The 17,065-nt window shown below is 63.1% G+C and carries 15 protein-coding genes; 8 read left to right on the forward strand and 7 right to left on the reverse strand.

All coding sequences use genetic code 11. The features are described from left to right. The first annotated feature begins 272 nt into the window (after positions 1 to 272). Complete coding sequence (locus tag NKH22_RS03385) at positions 273 to 959, forward strand: Crp/Fnr family transcriptional regulator (protein ID WP_023682508.1); 687 nt, start codon at positions 273 to 275, stop codon at positions 957 to 959. Positions 960 to 989: 30 nt separating this feature from the next. On the opposite strand, the gene NKH22_RS03390 is transcribed toward NKH22_RS03385, so the two are convergent. Then, positions 990 to 5,312 carry a cytochrome P450 gene (locus tag NKH22_RS03390; protein ID WP_352908952.1) on the reverse strand — a complete coding sequence of 1,441 codons (4,323 nt, stop codon included), beginning with the start codon at positions 5,310 to 5,312 and terminating at the stop codon, positions 990 to 992. Positions 5,313 to 5,441: 129 nt separating this feature from the next. Further along, entirely contained in the window at positions 5,442 to 7,214 is a 1,773-nt protein-coding gene (locus NKH22_RS03395) for an adenylate/guanylate cyclase domain-containing protein (protein WP_023730571.1), read from the reverse strand. 357 nt (positions 7,215 to 7,571) lie between these two features. On the opposite strand from NKH22_RS03395, the gene NKH22_RS03400 reads away from it, so the two are divergent. The 3 genes from NKH22_RS03400 to NKH22_RS03410 all read left to right on the forward strand — a co-directional run bounded on the left by NKH22_RS03400 (position 7,572) and on the right by NKH22_RS03410 (position 9,216). Then, positions 7,572 to 7,829, forward strand: a complete 258-nt coding sequence (locus tag NKH22_RS03400; RefSeq protein WP_023690752.1) for a PepSY domain-containing protein — start codon at positions 7,572 to 7,574, stop codon at positions 7,827 to 7,829. Positions 7,830 to 7,913: 84 nt separating this feature from the next. After that, positions 7,914 to 8,654: a lysozyme inhibitor LprI family protein gene (locus NKH22_RS03405; protein ID WP_352908954.1), complete on the forward strand. Its 741-nt coding sequence runs from the start codon at positions 7,914 to 7,916 to the stop codon at positions 8,652 to 8,654. A 91-nt stretch (positions 8,655 to 8,745) separates the two neighbouring features. Then, positions 8,746 to 9,216 carry a hypothetical protein gene (locus tag NKH22_RS03410; protein WP_023668992.1) on the forward strand — a complete coding sequence of 157 codons (471 nt, stop codon included), beginning with the start codon at positions 8,746 to 8,748 and terminating at the stop codon, positions 9,214 to 9,216. A 97-nt stretch (positions 9,217 to 9,313) separates the two neighbouring features. On the opposite strand, the gene NKH22_RS03415 is transcribed toward NKH22_RS03410, so the two are convergent. Beyond that, positions 9,314 to 11,194 carry a L,D-transpeptidase family protein gene (locus NKH22_RS03415; protein ID WP_352908955.1) on the reverse strand — a complete coding sequence of 627 codons (1,881 nt, stop codon included), beginning with the start codon at positions 11,192 to 11,194 and terminating at the stop codon, positions 9,314 to 9,316. 212 nt (positions 11,195 to 11,406) lie between these two features. Beyond that, positions 11,407 to 12,153, reverse strand: coding sequence for a 3-oxoacyl-ACP reductase family protein (locus tag NKH22_RS03420; protein ID WP_352908956.1), 747 nt, complete (start codon positions 12,151 to 12,153; stop codon positions 11,407 to 11,409). 101 nt (positions 12,154 to 12,254) lie between these two features. On the opposite strand from NKH22_RS03420, the gene NKH22_RS03425 reads away from it, so the two are divergent. Beyond that, the gene (locus tag NKH22_RS03425; protein WP_023710494.1) at positions 12,255 to 12,863 is read left to right on the forward strand and encodes a TetR/AcrR family transcriptional regulator; all 609 of its coding nucleotides are present in this window, start codon (positions 12,255 to 12,257) and stop codon (positions 12,861 to 12,863) included. A gap of 62 nt (positions 12,864 to 12,925) precedes the next feature. Then, on the forward strand, positions 12,926 to 13,324 hold the full coding sequence (locus NKH22_RS03430) for a rhodanese-like domain-containing protein (RefSeq protein ID WP_023688500.1): 399 nt from the start codon (positions 12,926 to 12,928) through the stop codon (positions 13,322 to 13,324). Positions 13,325 to 13,369: 45 nt separating this feature from the next. Here the strand turns inward: NKH22_RS03430 and NKH22_RS03435 are convergent, their stop codons facing one another. Next, positions 13,370 to 14,278 (reverse strand): alpha/beta hydrolase, encoded by a 909-nt coding sequence (locus NKH22_RS03435; RefSeq protein WP_352908958.1) that lies wholly within the window; start codon positions 14,276 to 14,278, stop codon positions 13,370 to 13,372. 48 nt (positions 14,279 to 14,326) lie between these two features. Between NKH22_RS03435 and NKH22_RS03440 the strand changes: the two genes are divergently transcribed. Further along, positions 14,327 to 14,779 carry a MarR family winged helix-turn-helix transcriptional regulator gene (locus NKH22_RS03440; protein WP_023690745.1) on the forward strand — a complete coding sequence of 151 codons (453 nt, stop codon included), beginning with the start codon at positions 14,327 to 14,329 and terminating at the stop codon, positions 14,777 to 14,779. A gap of 26 nt (positions 14,780 to 14,805) precedes the next feature. On the opposite strand, the gene NKH22_RS03445 is transcribed toward NKH22_RS03440, so the two are convergent. Together NKH22_RS03445 and NKH22_RS03450 are read right to left on the reverse strand one after the other, a co-directional pair. Next, on the reverse strand, positions 14,806 to 15,417 hold the full coding sequence (locus tag NKH22_RS03445) for a pyridoxamine 5'-phosphate oxidase family protein (protein WP_023668998.1): 612 nt from the start codon (positions 15,415 to 15,417) through the stop codon (positions 14,806 to 14,808). Between the two features lie 65 nt (positions 15,418 to 15,482). Continuing rightward, positions 15,483 to 15,836, reverse strand: coding sequence for a gamma-butyrobetaine hydroxylase family protein (locus NKH22_RS03450; RefSeq protein ID WP_023668999.1), 354 nt, complete (start codon positions 15,834 to 15,836; stop codon positions 15,483 to 15,485). 198 nt (positions 15,837 to 16,034) lie between these two features. Between NKH22_RS03450 and moaA the strand changes: the two genes are divergently transcribed. Further along, positions 16,035 to 17,030, forward strand: coding sequence for a GTP 3',8-cyclase MoaA (gene moaA, locus NKH22_RS03455; protein ID WP_031193366.1), 996 nt, complete (start codon positions 16,035 to 16,037; stop codon positions 17,028 to 17,030). Positions 17,031 to 17,065: the final 35 nt, after the last annotated feature.

Genomic DNA, 17,065 nt, shown 5'->3' on the forward strand with positions numbered 1-17,065 from the left:
AACAGGCGGAAAGGCCATTGCGGCCGCTCGGTTTTACAGAAATTTTATCACCTATCCATTTTTATCAGTTGGTGCCTGCACGCGCGGCTCCTCTCGCCGCGCGTGCAGGCGGCTTTCCGCCCGGCACGAGCCAGGCACTGGGCGCGACCACTGCGCCAAGCCTTTACAAGGCGTAATCGCAAGGGATGAACGCCGGCCTTTGACGCGGTGCACTCTTGCCTTAGACTTCGGCCCTTAAACTTCGCCGATTGCGGCAATTGGGAATTTGGAACATGGCTTTTGGCGGCCCAAACGACAGAAACGATCTGCCGCGCCTGGCACGCATCGATCCAAAGCTGTTCGATATCCTGTTCAGCGGCTGCAAGGTCGAGCGCTACGCCGCCGGCCAGCATCTGTTCGTCCAGGAAGACGCCGCCGACCGGATCTACGGGGTGATGAGCGGCACGGTGGAAATCTCGATCTATTCGCCCGGCGGGCAGAAGCTGGTGGCCAATATCGAGCTGTCGCGCAGCCTCGTCGGCGAGATCGGCGCGCTTGACGGGCGGCCACGCACCGCCACCGCCATCTGCCTGACCGCTTGCGAGCTGGTTTCGCTCAGCAGGACACAACTATTTGATCGCATTGAGAAAAATCCACCGCTGGCACGCGCGATGATCGAACTTCTGTGCGCCCGGCTGCGCTGGGTCAGCGGCGAACTCGGCGACCAGGCCTTCTTCGGCATCGAGGCGAGGCTCGCCAAACGCCTGGTCTTCCTGGCCAAGGTGATGGCCGACAGCGCCGGCTGGATTCCGATCTCGCAATCGGAACTCGGAGAGTTCCTCGGCGCCACGCGCGAGTCCGTCAACAAGACGCTCAACGACTGGCGCAACCGCTCGTTCATTGCCATCAAACGCGGCGGCCTGCGCATCACCGACACCGGGGCGCTGCGCCATATCGCCGAATCGCAGGACGACGACTGACGCCGATCCCGAATCAGCCCCGGCCAAGACTCAGAGCCGCGAAATCAGGTAGCGCAGCGCCGAGCGGCTGGGCATGAAGAAATATCCACCCCCCTTGGTGGTGACGAATTGCGGCATGTCACGGAGCGTCGTGACCTTTTCCCATGACGGAATGGTGAACCTGCCATCGCCGCCGCGCGAACCAATCGTCGGGTCCTTTTCAGCGACGAGGCCCTGGAACGTGGCCGACGAAACCCAGGTCTGCTGAATGAATTCGTACTGGCGCTCTATGTCGGCGTTGAGGCACATGAACAGCAGCCCCTTTTCGACCTTGCCATTCTTGCCGTCCTGCTTCTGATAGGTGCGGCCGACCCGCAGGATACGATGGCGCTTGCCGATATTGATCTGCGTATCGCGGTCCTCACCCAGCGAGTCGCGTGGGTTGGAACGGCGAATGTGGGCACCAAGCGGGCAGCGATGGCCTTGCGGATCCTCGGCGCCAGCGGCGAAGTTGTTGTCGATGACGCGTCCCGGATGATCGGGGTTGCGCACCAGCGAGCTACCGTTCTGCCAGCGGCCGAGCATCTTGGCGGCAATCCAGTCTTGCGTGATGGCTTGGTTGCCGAGTTGGCTCGCGACCAAGGCTGCAGCCTTTTTGCAGTAGTTGTTGAAGACGTCGACGTGCTGCTCGAACTGGCGAATAACCAGGAATGAACCGTTGCGCCCGAAATCGCGCGGCGGTGGCGGCAGGCCCGGAATCAGCCGGCTACGGCGCACCTGCGAAAGGATTCCAGTCCGATCGCGTGATGCGCTTACCGAGGGCGAGGCTGGATAGAACCCATGCTCATCACGATAGCCGAACAGGAACTCGCCGGGCGCGACCAGATGCATGGGCGCGGCGCCCCTGCTGGCGCGGGTCGTGCCCCGGACAATCGGCTGCGAAATCCCGTCCGCGAAACCGAAATGCTCGTAGGCTGGCCCACGTTCCGACCGATCGTCACGCTTTGCCCCGTCGGACGATTTCGTCTTCGTGTCGGTCGGACCCCGGTTTACGGCGAGCGGCAGTTCGGCGACGACCTTCATGCCTGCACCGGTCGTCTTTCGTCTCACGGTGGCAATCTCGGTCTTCAACCGTCCCAGGTCTTCAGCATAGCAGACGATGACCAGGTCCACAGGGTTCTCCAACGACCCCCACTCCCATTCGTCCGGGCCGTCGCGGCCTCGGTCGTCCAGTATGCGCCCACGCTCGGGATTGCCCATGCCATGGCGAAAGGCGATCGGAAATGTTTCCAGTGGATCGCCCTCCACACCCTCGTCGAGCCCAAACTGCCGCAGGCCACCGGGACCAAAGGCGACTATCATAGCTCGCCCGGCGGGCCTGCCTTCGCCGAAACTCGTCTGCTCGACAACGAAATCGAGCCAGGCTCTGCGCTTGGGCGCCGGCAACTTGTCCGGCACCCGGATCGCAAGCATATGCGAATAAGCGAGCGGGCCGAGCGGGCCGAAGAAGATGGACTGGATCTCGCCGGTTTCCAGCTGCTGCTCGAGAGGCGCCGGAAAGGCAGAGCTGATATTGGCCAGCAGCGAAGTGGTCTTTTGAACGGTGGTTGTTTCGCTCGCCGGGCGCCGTAGCGAACCGAACAAGCTCAGCCAGTCGCGCGCCTCGTTGCCGACGGCGGAAGCAATGCCGCGCCTGACCCGGGAATTGATCCGGATGCGCTCTGTGTTGATTTGGGGATAGGCGGAGTACCAGAACAGGGTCGGCACCTGCTGGCGCCGCGCCCAGCGCTTGAAACGATCGCCGTCGCGCGCGCCGTCCAGGAACAGCCATCGTGTGCGTGGATAGCCCACGGTGTTGCTCCACACGCCGGTCAGGCCGGCGGACGCCTTGGCGATGAAGTCCTCAAGATAGCTTTCCCAGCTGCCGCCGTAGTTGGAGAAGAACATCAATCGGTTGGAGCCGGGCAGCAGTATCCAGCGGGCGAAATGGATGGTGTTGATGGTGTTGAGGAAGCCTGGCTTGAATACCTTCTGGGCAGCTATCGAGATCAGGTAGAAAGAAAACCTGAGCGCCAGCCGCCGCAGAATGCCGGCCTTCATCGTCGAAATCGCAGTCAGATGGTTTTGTGCCGCGTGGCCCTCCTTGACGAGTATCGCGTTCAATTCAGATATGCCGATCGATGTGCTTTCCGGCCGATCCCTGTCCTCGCGGCGTCGCAGCGCCAGCAAGCACGAAAACGCCAGCAGCGCCGCTGCCACCAACACTCCAAGTCCCGACAACAGAAGTGAGGTGATTGCTACGGCTATGGCGGTGAAGGAGATTTCCTGGGAACTGATGTCGATAGATCTGCCGAACACCACACTGTAGGTCATGTACCAGCAAGCAGCCCAGATGATCGCCACCGTGACGAAGACCGGTGGTACCAGCAACGTCGTCATCAGGGCACGGCCCCAATGACCCGGCGGCTTTTCCAGCAGGCTCTCGGCCGGCTCGAACGCCCAGGCAAACGTCCCTAATGACTGGACATGCTGGCGAACTTCAGCGAGCACGGCAGGAGCGTTGCCGGCGCCCTTGCGTGGCCGCTCGACGATGTCGCGCACGGCTTCGAAAAGCTGCTGCTCGGCCTTGATACGCTGGACCGAGTGCCCCGGCGTGCCCGAAAACACCAGTCCGGCATTGCTGCCGAAGGACGGCGATATGTCGACATTGTGCTTGCGCAGGAAATCGTTCAATGCGCCGCCATCGCGCAGATCGCAGACATCCTTGAAGATCGGCCGCAGCCGGTGCCCGATGGCGTGCGTGACCGCATCGATGACATCGTCGATGCTGCCGTCACCGGAAATCTCGAGAACCAGAGCTCCTTTTTCCTGACCGGAATCAGCGCCGATCTCGTCGGTGCCGATCACGGTCAGGCTGGTGAAGTGGACGGTGCCGGCAATGTCGAGCGCGGTGCGGATATCTTCGACGGCCGGGTTGCCGAGGCTGGCAACCTTGTCGCGGACAGCATCCAGCGACGCGGATCGGGTGACCGGGCAGACCACCGTCACCATGGACTGCTTTACGGTGCGGCAGAGTTCTGCCCGTTCGAAATCGACCTTGAGGGTTTCGGGATAGGCGCCGATGCGGGTCATCCGCCCGGCCTTGCCGGGCATGCGGCGCACGCCCTGCTTCTGGAACAGGGCGCGCAGGCTTTCGCCGATCTGGATCCTGGCAATCTCGGCGCCGATGCACTGATGAATGCCGTGGCCGAACACCATGTAGTCGCGATGCGGGCGCGATGTGTCGAACTGGTCCGGGTTCTGCACGGCGTCGGCATCGAACATCGCCGACAGCGTCGCCGGCATCACCACCGTGCCGGCCTTCACCAGGCGCTCGCGGCGCGTACCCTTGCCGATGATCGCGTCGCGGGCCGTGTAGCGCCAGGGGCCAACCCAGATCGGCTTGAAGCGCATGGCTTCAAGGACGGCCCTGTCGAGCTTGGCGGTATCGTTTTCGGCCAATGCGGCATCGATAGCCTGCCGTGCGTCGGGCCGCGACAGGATCACGTCGAGGCAATTGCCGGCGGCCAGCACATTGGTCGGGACGAAGCCGGCGATCATGCCCAGCATGATCGAATTGAGGTCGTCCCGCGACAGGCGGCCCTGATCCATCTGGACAACCAGCCTCGCCAGCGGTTGCTCGGCCTTCAAGCCCCGGTCCCTAGCCGACTGGATGGAGCGATCGATGACTTTGAGAAGACGGTCGCCCGCCACCACTGCGAGTTCGCGCATGACGGGGCTCGCCGTCGGGTCCGAAAAGAACAGCGCACTCAGCGCGATCGCCCAGTCGGCGAATTCGGATTCATCGTCCATCTCGACGCCGAAATAATCGCGGCAGATGTGCACCGGGACGATCTTCATCAACCTGGAGATGGCATCGAAGCCGGGGCTGGCGCGCGTCATGATCTCTTGCGAATGACGCGCCGCGATCGGCCTGACGGCGGCTTCGACCTCGGCCGGCGGGAATGCACTCAGCACCGACGATTTCATGCGCCGGTAGTCGGCGCCGTCCTGCATGCCGAGGATGAAGTTGGATCCGCGGGCAAGCTCGGTCATTTCCGGGCCGTATGGGGTCTGGAATTCGTCGCCGCGCTCCAATATGTCGCGGACATCGGCGTTCTTGGTGATCACGAGAACACCGAAGAGCTTGCCGGTCGGCCGGAAACGCCGCAACAAGGAAAGCGCCCAGCGGGGGTCTTCGGCCAGAGACCCGACGATGCGCGCAATCAGCCCTGTCTTGCGGATCCGGCCGAGATCGAACGGCGGCATTTCCGACAGCGGGCGCTGGTTTTTCTGGGCCACGCGAATAGCGTCGAAATACTTCAGTTCGGTCATGCGCGTTCAAGCCCCCCGGCTATCCACGTTATTGCGATGCCGGCCGTTCAACGCCTAGGTTTGCATCGGTTGCACGTATGTGAATCTTTTCACAGTTGGTCCATGTTCCAGCCAGCATTGACGCCATGTTCATTTGGCCAGTCGGAAATTGGCGACGAGGATCTCGTTCGCGGCCTTGTCGGTGAACGGTATCCAGCGCACACGCTGTTCTGAAAAATCGGGATGCCGGGTGGTGAAAATGGTCATCTCGCGCCGCGCCTGTTCCGGCCGGCCGCTTCGCATCAGCGCGCCGATCTTCAGGAACCTGGAATAGAAATAGCCGGGAGACAGGTTGAGCGAGCGGTCAGCGGCAGCGATCGCCGCCGGCCAGTTCTCGACCAAACAATAGGCCGCCGTCAGTTCCCCCAGATTGTGGAAGCGGTAGAGGTCGAACGGGCTCAATCGCTCGGTATCGAGAAAGAACGGTATCGCGGTCGCGGCATTGCCGAGCAGCAGCTGGGCGCTGCCCATGGCCGAGCGCGCGAAGGCAAAGCTCGGATTGATGTGGATCGCTTCCTCGAGATGGTCGACGGCCGACCGCGGTTCGCCGCGCATGATGTCGACGGCGCCGAGATGGGCGTGCGGGCGCGCATCCAGGCTGTCCACCAGCAACGCCTTGCGGGCAAACTGCTCGACCTTGTTCAAATCGTCGCTGTCGCCGAAACGCAGCCATGCCCGCCAGAAATACCACCACGCCAGTTCGTTGAGCACGGCGCTCGAGTTGGCGTCCTCGCGGTAGGCCTTCTGGAAGAACTCGAGTGCGGTTTCGGTGTCGCCGCGGGTGCGCCGGTTCATGTGCCAGCGGCCCCGTCGCACCAGTTGCCAGGTCTCCAGGCTTTCCCAGGGAACCTGGAAGGTGCGTGCCTGTTCCGCCCGGTCGACCTCCTTGTCGAGGATCGAAACGATCTCAGCGCCGATCTGGTCGCGCAGGTTGAAGATGTCGACCAGATCGCGATCGAAGCGCTGCGACCACACCAGCCGCCCGTTGGACGCGTCGGCCAGCGAGGTGTTGAGGCGGATCTGGCCACCATTGCGCATCAGCGTGCCGCTGACGATGTAGCGCGCGCCGAGCGCGTTGCCGATCACCCGCGTGCCCAGCGTGTCGTCGCGGAACTGGAAGCTGGAGCCCTTGGCGATGACCGAGAGCCATCTGGTGTTGGATAGACCATAGATGATGTCCTCGGCGATGCCGTCGGCCATGTAGCCGATGTCATGCTCGCCGCCATCGGCGTGGAAGGGCAGGACGGCGATCGCCGGCGGCCCCTTGGACGACAGCTTCTGCTGCGCATTGGCCTGGGGAATGGCGGCGAACGACGCCGCCGGCGAGGATCCGTTGCCACTGCGGCCGGCGATCAGAACGCGCACCGGCAAGGCGATGTTCTTCAGCATGAATTCGCCGAGATCGGTGAATTCGGCCGCCGTCTTGTCCTTCACATGGTGCCAGGTCGTCTCCGAAACGGCGAGACCGTCGCCCGGCGCGAATTCCTGGATTCTCGCGGCGATGTTGACGTCGTCGCCGTAGAGGCGTCCACCACGCACGATGACGTCGCCGGTGTTGATGCCGGCCCGAAACGGCATGCGCATGTCGTCGGCAACCTCGGCGTTGAGGGCGACGATGCGGCCCTGGAAATCAAAGGCCGCGCGCAACGCCTCGATCGGATTGCCGAACTCGGCCATGATGCTGTCGCCGGCGTCGCCGAACGTGCGGCCGCCAAATGTGCCACAGCTGTCGGCGATGATGTCGCGCCGTTCCTCGAATGCCGCGACAGCAGACTCGTCGTCGATGCCCATCAGCCGGGAGAACCCGACGGCATCGATAGAAATGATTGTCGCCAGCTGACGGGTGTAGTTCCGTACAGCCATGTTCGAGCCCCCGCTCCCTTTCTGGTTCTGGTCCAGCACAGGCGACGACCCGTTCCTGAAACACTTCGCCGCGCGCTGAGAGATGAAGATTCCGGCGGGGTTGGCGCGCCATGCCACCCCGCCAGGACCAGAAGTCTAGCAGGGTCTTGGGCAAAGCTCTACCACCATCGGGTTGTCCAGCGCGGGCCGTGGCAGCACTCATGGTTGGCCGGCGGTTGGCGCAAATATTGGCGTGCCGTCGCTCTGAGCGCGGCGATCCAGGGCTTCACGGAAGCTGCGCGATGTCAGCTCTCGGAACAAACTGTGCTGCCTGCGAGTTTCCGGTGCGGTTCATGCCAACGTGAAATGAGGGTAATCATGCGAAATCTTGTTCTGGCGACCGGTGTCGTCGTTCTTCTGGCCGGCTCGACGGCCTTTGCCGCGGATGACAGCCCACTGCCGCCGACGAATGCCCAGAAACTGTCGGCAATCATCGCCAAGGTCGAGCAGCGCGACGGCTTTCGCTATGTGAAGGAGGTCGACTGGGACAAGGAAGGGTACACCGTCACCTATTACACCGCCGACAAGGCGAAAGTCGAAATCACCTTCGATCCCGTGACCGCCGAACCGAAATAGCGCCGATACCGACACCGCTTCGGCAATTCCGTCCGCTGCGTTTTTTGCCTAGAATGGTGGCAGTTGTCGGACAACGGGGCGACCATGCTTTCTTCCAATCGAATTGCCAACTCGTTTGCGCTTGTCGTCGCACTTGCTGGCGGGGCGGTCTGCCTTGGTCCAGCGCGTGCCGACGGGCCGTCCTTCGACTGCCGCAAAGCCAGCCTGCCGGTGGAAAAGGCGATCTGTGCCGACCCGCAACTGTCGGCAATTGATGCCTTGGTGGCCGAGGTCTTTACGGGTTTCGAGCCAGCCTTTGGCGGCGACAAGCGCAAGATCGCCCGTGCGCTCATCGCCGACAGGAACGCCTGTGGGCAGGATGCCGCCTGCATCGTCAGCGCCCAGAACAATGCGCTGCAGACCTACGGCAATGCGCCGTCCTGGGTGCAGGACTACAACATCGCCCTGATCGGCAAGAAGGCGCTCGACACCGCGGCCCGCCATCCGGGCAGTCTCGACCAGCCCCTGCCCTCGTCGATCGGCCAATGCGCCTTGACCCACATCACCGCGCTGACGACGCGGCTCGGCGACGACCCGCTGGAAACCGCCGGCCCTGAAGCCGGCAGCCTGGCGCGGTTCAGCAATGGCGGCGCCGGGGTTTCCTACGAGCGGGAGCCTGGCCTTGCCAGTTCGAAAGCCGGCGATCCTGTCGTCATGTGCCTGATATCGATCCCGAGGGATTGTCCGCAGGGCGACGAGCGCGGGCGGGTCTATTACGGCGTCGACCTCACGATAAAAGGCACATGGGTTTTGCCGGATTCACAACATCTATGCGGCGGCGCCTGAAGATTTGCCGCAAAGCACTGCTGGATGCACTCTTGCGCCGATCCGCCTTTGATGGCTGAGTGCGCGTAACAGTTGCAGGGCACGGGGGTGCATGGCCATGGTTAAGCATGTTTTGAAGCGCATCCTGATGATGCTTGCCGGCTATTTCGTTTCGGTGCTGATCGGATTGTTCGCGGTCGTGGCGATATATTGCGCACTCGCCGTATTGCCCAACGCGCCGGACTATTTCGGCGCCATGCAATTTTCGCCCATTGTCGTGCTGCTGTGGCCGCCGCTCGGCATGGTCGTCTATTTCCTGACGATCGTGCTGACCGGCCTGCAGACGCTGATCTTCGCGCTGCTCGCCGAATTCTTTGCCCTGCGCAATTTCCTGGTGCACATGCTGTTTGGCGCCGCTGCCGCTGCAGCCGGCTTCTTCCTGGTCTGGCCGGCCGCGGAAGAGGATGCCGGACGCTGGGCCGATATCGGCATCATCGCCGCCGCCGGCCTCGTAGCCGGCCTGGTCTATTGGCTGATCGCGGGCCGCGACGCCGGCTTCCGGCGTCCGCTCATCCAGCGCTGATCGCAGGAAACGGGCGACCGTCTATCGGCCAAAAATCTAATAAAACCAGAGAGACAAAGTGAGTTCCTCGTTTCGTTGAACGAGGAACTCCGCTGGTTCAGCTCGTCGGCGAACGCACCGCTTCGGTCGCGTCCAGCGCCTGCATCAGCCGCGTGTCGCGGTCGTAGACGTCGTTGAAATATTCGACTTTGCCGGACAGGTCCGGCCAGGCAGTGAAGTAGGAGACATAGACGGGAATCGTGCGTGTCACGTCTTCGCTGGCATGGCCGTGCTTGAGCTTTTCGGCGATGTCGTCGACCGAGACGCCGAGCACCGCCGCCGCCATCCCACGTGGATCCTGAAGGCGAATACAGCCATGGCTGAGCGCCCGCATATCGCGCTGGAAGAAGGATTTTTGCGGCGTGTCGTGCATGTAGATGGCGTGCTTGTTGGGGAACAGGATCTTCAGTTCGCCCAGCGCATTGGCTTCGCTCGGCTGCTGGCGCACGCTGTAGGGAATGTTGGCGCCGTAGGCGCCCCAATTGACCGAGGAAGAGGGAACCCGCCTGCCGCGCGAATCGGTCACCTCGTAGCCGGCACGGTCGAGATAGCCCGGATCGCTACGCAGCCTTGGCAGCATCTCGTTGACGATGATCGACTGCGGCACGCCCCAATAGGGATGGAAATCGACCTGCTTGATCTCCTTGAAGAAGAAGGCGGTCTGGTTGGTGGTCCGGCCTATGACGACGCGGGTCTTCAGCTTCTCCTCGCCATTGTCGATATAGCTGGCGGTGAAGGCAGGCTGGTTGATGAACACCCGCGGGCTGCCGAGATCGGACGGCAGCCAGCGCAATTCTTCCAGCGCGACCTGCACCTTCTGCAGCCTGTCTGCCTTGGATGCGCCGGCGAGCGAGGCGACGGTGCGCGGGCCGATGACCCCATCGCCCTTCATGCCGGCCTTCACCTGCACGGCCTTGATGATCGGAACCAGTTCGGGAACATAGACATCGCTGGTGCCGAGACGAGACAGGATCTCGCCATAGGCGCCGCCCATCTCGTCGTCGAGATTGCGCGCGATCAGCGTCAGCAGCTTCGGCAGTTCGGCGCTGGTCTCGCCGGGCTTCAGCAACAGCTTGGGATCGACGACGATTTCGTTTTCGGCGCTCGCCTGCAGCGATTCAAGTTCGACGCGCAGCGCCTGATATTCCGCGTTCTGCGGGTGCCGCGATTCGAGGTAGGTGCGCACTTCCTGGGTGTGGGCCAGCGTCTTGAGCGCGCCTTCCATGTCGACCGGCTTCGGCGGAAATTCATAGTAGCCGGTGATGCGATTGGGATCGACGCGCCCGCTCTGGGCGTCACGGGCATAGCGCAGCACGCGCGCCGACAGCGCCATCTCGAAGCGCACGAGTTCCTTCAGATGGGCATCGGCATTGACCGCCGATGCGTTGGCTGCCGGCACCTCGACCGTGTAGTCGGCCGATGCGAGGCCATAGCTCGCGGCCTCGCCAAGCACCCTCACCGCGTCCTGGGCGCGGGCATTGGGATTGCCATCATTCACCCAGATGAAATCAGGATTGGCAGAGTAATAGGCAATCAGTGCCTTGGCGATATCGGGCTCGGCATAGAGTTCATAGTCGCTGAGGCCTGCAACGGCTTCACGGAAGGCAGTGCTGGTTGCCGACGGCACAAAGGCGGCGTCTTCAGCTGTTGCCACCTGGGGAGGTGCTGCCACCAATGCGGCAAAGTCGACGCGCACCAGCCGGTCGGCCTTGTAGGTGTAGTAGGACGGGCTGCTGATTCTGGTGCCGCCACCGCCCGATACGGCGGGCTTCGGCTTGCGCTTTGGCGGCGGCGGGAATTCGCCTTGCGGCCTGTGCTTGACGCTACCGCCGAACAGCATGTCGAACAGGCCTTGCGCGCTTGCCTGCGGCACACCGAAGGCCAGTGCTGCCGCCACTGCAAGCGGCATCACGGTGGCTTTATTTCCGAGGAATTTCATTAATCACCCGCTCCGGCTGCAAGCCGGCTCCCGTTCCGCGCCGCTAGACGATCTTGCCAACCGCATGGCGGATGTAAGGCGCTACCATACCGATTCATACCGATTTCGTTAAGCTTCCATAAATTTCCGCAGGCCTGTTGCAGAACGGTTTCACAACATCGTGACGTCTGGAGCGGCGTTGCCGCTCCAGACCGGTCAAAGCGGCTGCTGCTTCAGGCGTTGGCGCCACCGTCGATGGTGAGCGCGGCGCCGGTGACGAAGCGCCCTTCCGGACCGGCGAGCCAGGCAACCATGCCGGCGATCTCGTCAGCCTTGCCGAAGCGGGGCGTCGCCATCTTCCGCCGCTGGTGTTCGGCATGCGGGCCTTCGGCCGGGTTCATGTCGGTGTCGGTCGAACCGGGATGAACGACGTTGGCGGTGATGCCGCGCGGACCGAGGTCTCGCGCCAGCGCCTTGGTCAGGCCGACCAGCGCAGCCTTGCTGGTCGAATAGGCGCTGAGGCTGGTGTCGGTGACGCGCTCGGCCAGATTGCTGCCGATCGAAATGATGCGGCCGCCCTCGCCCATGTGAGCCGCTGCCGCCTTCGAGGCCACGAACGGCGCTCTCAGATTGACCTCAATGGTTTCATCGAAGTCGGCCAGCGACATCTGTTCGATGGGCGCCGCGCGCCAGATGCCGGCGCTGTTGACGAGGATGTCGAGCCGGCCGAAGGCATTCACCGCCTCGGTGACCGAATTTTCGATGGCGGCAGCGTCGCGATTGTCGGCCTGAATGGCGATCGCGCGACCACCTGCCGCTATAATCTCGGCGACGACAGCTTGGGCCGGCGCCGCGCTGTTGACGTAGGCGATGGCGACGTCGGCGCCATCGGCCGCGAGCCGTTTGGCAATCGCAGCACCAATGCCGCGGCTGCCGCCGGTGACCAGTGCTGCCTTGCCGTTCAATCCGTTCGCTGACATGTCATTTCTCCTTTTATGTAACGTTCGATACATAAATATCTGGCAGCCTTGCCTGGCGACGTCAAGTGAATTATGTATCGATCAACACAGAAAAGAGCGCCATGCCGGAAAGAGGCCGCCCCCGCACCTTCGATCGAACCGCCGCCTTGCGGCAGGCGATGGAGCTGTTCTGGGCCAAAGGTTATGAGGGCACCTCGATCGCCGACCTGACCGCGGCGATGGGGATCAGCTCGCCCAGCCTCTATGCCGCCTTCGGCAGCAAGGAGGCGCTGTTTCTGGAAGCGACCGAGTATTACACCCGCAACGAAGGCACCGAGATCTGGAGCGCGCTGGACGAAGCGCCGACGGCATGCCAGGCGATCGAGAATTTCCTGCGCCAGACGGCAAAAGCGTACTCTCAGGACGACCGCCCGCAGGGCTGTCTCATCGCGCTGGGCGCACTGCACCAGGATTCAAGCAGCGGCGCGATCTGCGATGATTTGCGCCGCCGCCGCGCCGAAAACCACACCCTCTTGCTGAGACGGCTGGAACGCGGTGTGGCGGAAGGCGAATTGCCAGCGGGCTTCGACAGCAACGCGGCGGCGACCTTCTATGCGACGGTCCAGCACGGCATGTCGATCCAGGCCCGCGACGGCGCCTCGTGCGAAGCGCTGATGGCCACAGTGGCCGGAGCGATGGCGGCGTGGCAGGGGCTGGTCGGAACAGCGTGACAAAGCGCGGAGCTTGTGCTGGAAATCCAGTCGGCGGCGAAATGCGCCGGGAGGGATCATCCGTGAAAAAAGGGTATCGCGAGTTGCTCGACGAGGCCAATGCCGAGATCGAGGTGGTCTCGCCCGAGGAAGCGGCCGGGCTGCTCGACGACGAGGACACCATCTTCGTCGACCTGCGCGATCCACGCGAGATCGAGCGGGACGGCCAGATCCCCGGCGCCAAACATGTCACTCGCGGCATGCTGGAATTCTGGATCGATCCCGAAAGCCCTTACCACAAGCCGTTCTTTGCCTCGGGCAAAAGCTTCGTCTTCTTTTGCGCCGGCGGCTGGCGCTCGGCGCTGGCCACCAAGACGGCGCAGGATATGGGGCTGTCGCCGGTCAAGCACATCCTTGGCGGCTATACCGCCTGGAAGGCGGCCGGATTGCCCGTCGAGCCGGGCGGCAAGAAGAACGGTTAGCTCACCGCTCCGGCGTTGTCAGAGTCGACAATACACCCATTGGAATCAATGCAGTATCAGCTCGCGCTCGTTTTTGACAAAAGTCACAGCGCGTTCGACAACACCTTTGTCGGCGAGAATGCGACGGTGGCCGAGCCCATCGGCCCAGTGCAGCCGCACATGGCTGCCGGCGCCGGCATAACGTGTGGCATGATCGGCGGGGACTTCGCGGTCGTCCGGCGCGTGGATGACCAGCGTCGGCACCGGCGCCTCAGCCAACTGGCGGTCGCCGGTGAATTCATGCAGCGGCCGGCCCGACAGCCTTTTCACCTGATCGGCCATGGAAACCTGCGAACGCGGACCGACATTGAGCATGCGGCTGAAGTCGGCGAAGATCGCCGGCAGGGAACTTGGCGCGGCGACCAGCACCAGCCGCTCGGCCGCGACGGGCTGGATACCCTTGATCGAACCGGCAATGGCATTGGCGGCGACGGCGCCACCGAAGGAATGGCCGACGATCGCCTTGAACGGACCGAACCATTCGCCGGCGACCCTGACCGCCTCGACCGCATTGACCATGTTGAGATGACGGCCCAGCGACTGGCCATGGCCCGGCAGGTCGAGCGAGGCGACCCGGTAGCCCGCATCGCGAAAGCCTTCGATCAGAGCGCGCATATATTCCGTGCGCGAACGCCAGCCATGGACGACCAGCACCGTGCCGGCGGACGCCCTGCCCGGCTCGGGCCGGAATTCGTGCACCATGACGCAGCCGGCCTTGGTCGTAAGCCGATGATGGCGCGCCTCGGCCATGAAGCCGGCGGCGCGGTCGACCGCACGCCGCTCGCCGTCACTGAGCGCCTTCACGCTCGGCGTGCGGCAGAACAGTTCGAAGGCGGCGCGCCCGCTCAGGCGGGGCGCCACATGCTCGGCGGCGCGGAACACGCCCCGGATGACCTTCAGTCCAAATGATGCCATAGTGGCGATCCATCCATTCCGTTCAAGCATGAACATAATAGTTCAAACATGAACATTAAACAAGAGCTGCCCTGGGACAACCCGCGCTTTCGCAACTGGGTCGCGGTGGCGCGCGCCTGCCATGTGCTGGAGCGTGCGCTGGCGGTAAAGCTGGCGCCGCTGGATCTCAAGCCGGCGCAGCTCGACGTGCTGATGAACCTCTATCGCCATCCCGGCATGTCGCAGCACGATCTCGCCCGCAAACTGCTGGTCGGCCGCTCCAACATCACCATGCTGTTGCCGCAGCTCGAGGCGCGCGGCCTGCTGCGCCGCGAAGGCGACGAGAAGGACAAGCGCGTCCTGCGGCTGACGCTTACCGGGGCCGGCACGGAGCTTTTGATGAAGGCGCTGAAGGTGCATATGGCGCTGATCGAAAAGGCGATGAGCCAGTCGACAGCGGAACAGTGCGACATGATCGGCGAACAGATGCGCAAGATCTATGACGTGCTGAAGGATACCTGAGCCGTTCGATCCACGCGCCTCCCACCTCACCACATCGTCTTCTTCGCCCGCTCCGGCCATTCCTTGTCGTAAGTACCGGCATCGATATTCTTGCGGCTGGTGACTTCCAGGATTGTTCCGGGTGTCGGCAGCGATTTCGGGTCGACGTGCTTTGCCGGGTTCCACAGCTCCGAGCGAACGATGGCGCGGGCGCACTGGAAATAGACCGAATCGACATCGACCAAGGTGACCGAGCGCGCCGGCTTGCCTTCGACGGCGAAGGAGGCGCAAAGCGCGGCGTCGGTGGTGATGCGGGCGCGGCCGTTGACGCGCAGCGTCGTGCCCGAACCCGGCACAAGAAACAGCAGCCCGACGCGAGGATCGCGGATGATGTTCTTAAGCGAATCGGCGCGGTTGTTGCCGCGCCTGTCCGGCATCATCAGCGTTTTCGGGTCATGCATGCGCACAAAGCCGGCGAGATCGCCGCGCGGCGAACAGTCCAGCCCTTCCGGCCCGCTCGTCGCCAGGGCGACAAAAGGCGAGGCTTCGATGAAGGCGGCATATTCGGGAATGACGTGGTCGAGTTCCTTGACCGTCGACGCTTCGCCGGGCAGGCCGTAGAGGGCTTCGAGCTGTTCGACCGTGGTGATGTCAGACATTTTCCCGTCTCCGAACCGTTGCCAGCGTTACCCCCAGTCAATGACGTTTTGCCGACAGTGCCGAACTAGCGGTCGCGGCTCAGTCCCTTCTCCTGGAGCTCGGCGAGATAGGCATTCCAGCGCGCGTCCTTTTCGTGGCCAAGCGTGTGCAGGTAATTCCAGGTGAAGATGCCGGTGTCGTGAAAATCGTCAAAGGTGATGCGCACGGCGTAGTTGCCGACCGGCTCGATCTTGAGGATGGCCACGTTGCGCTTGCCGGGAACCGTCACCCGCTGGTCCGGCGAATGGCCCTGCACCTCGGCCGAGGGTGAAGCGACGCGCAGCAGTTCGGCCGGCAATTCGAACGGCCGATGATCGGGAAAGGTGACGGACAGCAGTTTTCTGTCCTTCGAGACCCTGAGTTCCTTCGGCGCCGTCATTGTTCTGCATCCCGTCAATCCGCCCTTCCCTACGCTGCTTCGCGCGAGCGGAAAAGGCCATTTGGACCCGGCCGACACCGGATGTCGGCCAGGGAATGTCACCAAAGATCGAGAGCGGCTATCTTGAATGGCGGGTTGGATCGTATCACATAGCCGTATATAACGGCGCCACTCGCAGCCACGGGAATGCTTGAACGCATGGACATGATCGATCCCTTCGGTCGCACGATCAGCTACTTGCGCGTGTCGGTCACCGACCGCTGCGATTTCCGCTGCACCTATTGCATGGCCGAGGACATGGCGTTCCTGCCCAAGAAGGACCTGCTGTCGCTCGAGGAACTCGACCGGCTCTGCACCGTCTTCATCGAAAAGGGCGTGCGCAAACTGCGCCTCACCGGCGGCGAGCCGCTGGTGCGCAAGAACATCATGCATCTGGTGCGCCAGCTGTCGCGGCACCTGAAGAGCGGCGCGCTGGAAGAGTTGACGCTGACCACCAATGGCTCGCAGCTGTCGCGCTTTGCCGCCGAGCTTGCCGATTGCGGTGTCGAGCGCATCAATGTCTCGCTGGATACGCTCGATGCCGACAAGTTCCACGCCATCACCCGCTGGGGCCATCTCGGCAAGGTCATGCAAGGCATCGATGCCGCGCAGGCGGCGGGGCTGAAGGTGAAGCTCAACGCCGTTGCGCTGAAGGACTTCAACGACGTCGAGCTGCCGGAGATGATGCGCTGGGCGCATGGCCGCGGCATGGACTTGACCGTCATCGAAACCATGCCGATGGGCGAGATCGACGCCGACCGGACCGACCAGTATCTGCCGCTATCGCTGCTGCGCGCTTCGCTCGAGCGCCAGTTCACGCTGAGCGACATCCCCTACAAGACCGGCGGTCCGGCCCGCTACGTCCATGTCGCAGAGACCGGCGGCAGGCTGGGCTTCATCACGCCGATGACGCATAATTTCTGCGAAAGCTGCAACCGCGTGCGGCTGACGTGCACCGGCACGCTCTATATGTGCCTGGGTCAGGAGGATGCCGCCGACCTGCGCGCGCCGTTGCGTGCCTCAGAAGGCAACGAGCTGGTCGCTGCTGCCATCGACGAAGCGATCGGCCGCAAGCCGAAAGGCCATGATTTCATCATCGACCGCCGCACCAGCCGCCCGTCGGTGTCGAGACATATGAGCGTCACCGGCGGCTGATTTTCTCCGCGATTGGTGCAGAATGCTTCCGTTGG

It is taken from the genome of Mesorhizobium sp. M1252 (genome assembly GCF_040318265.1).
Lineage (GTDB): Bacteria > Pseudomonadota > Alphaproteobacteria > Rhizobiales > Rhizobiaceae > Mesorhizobium.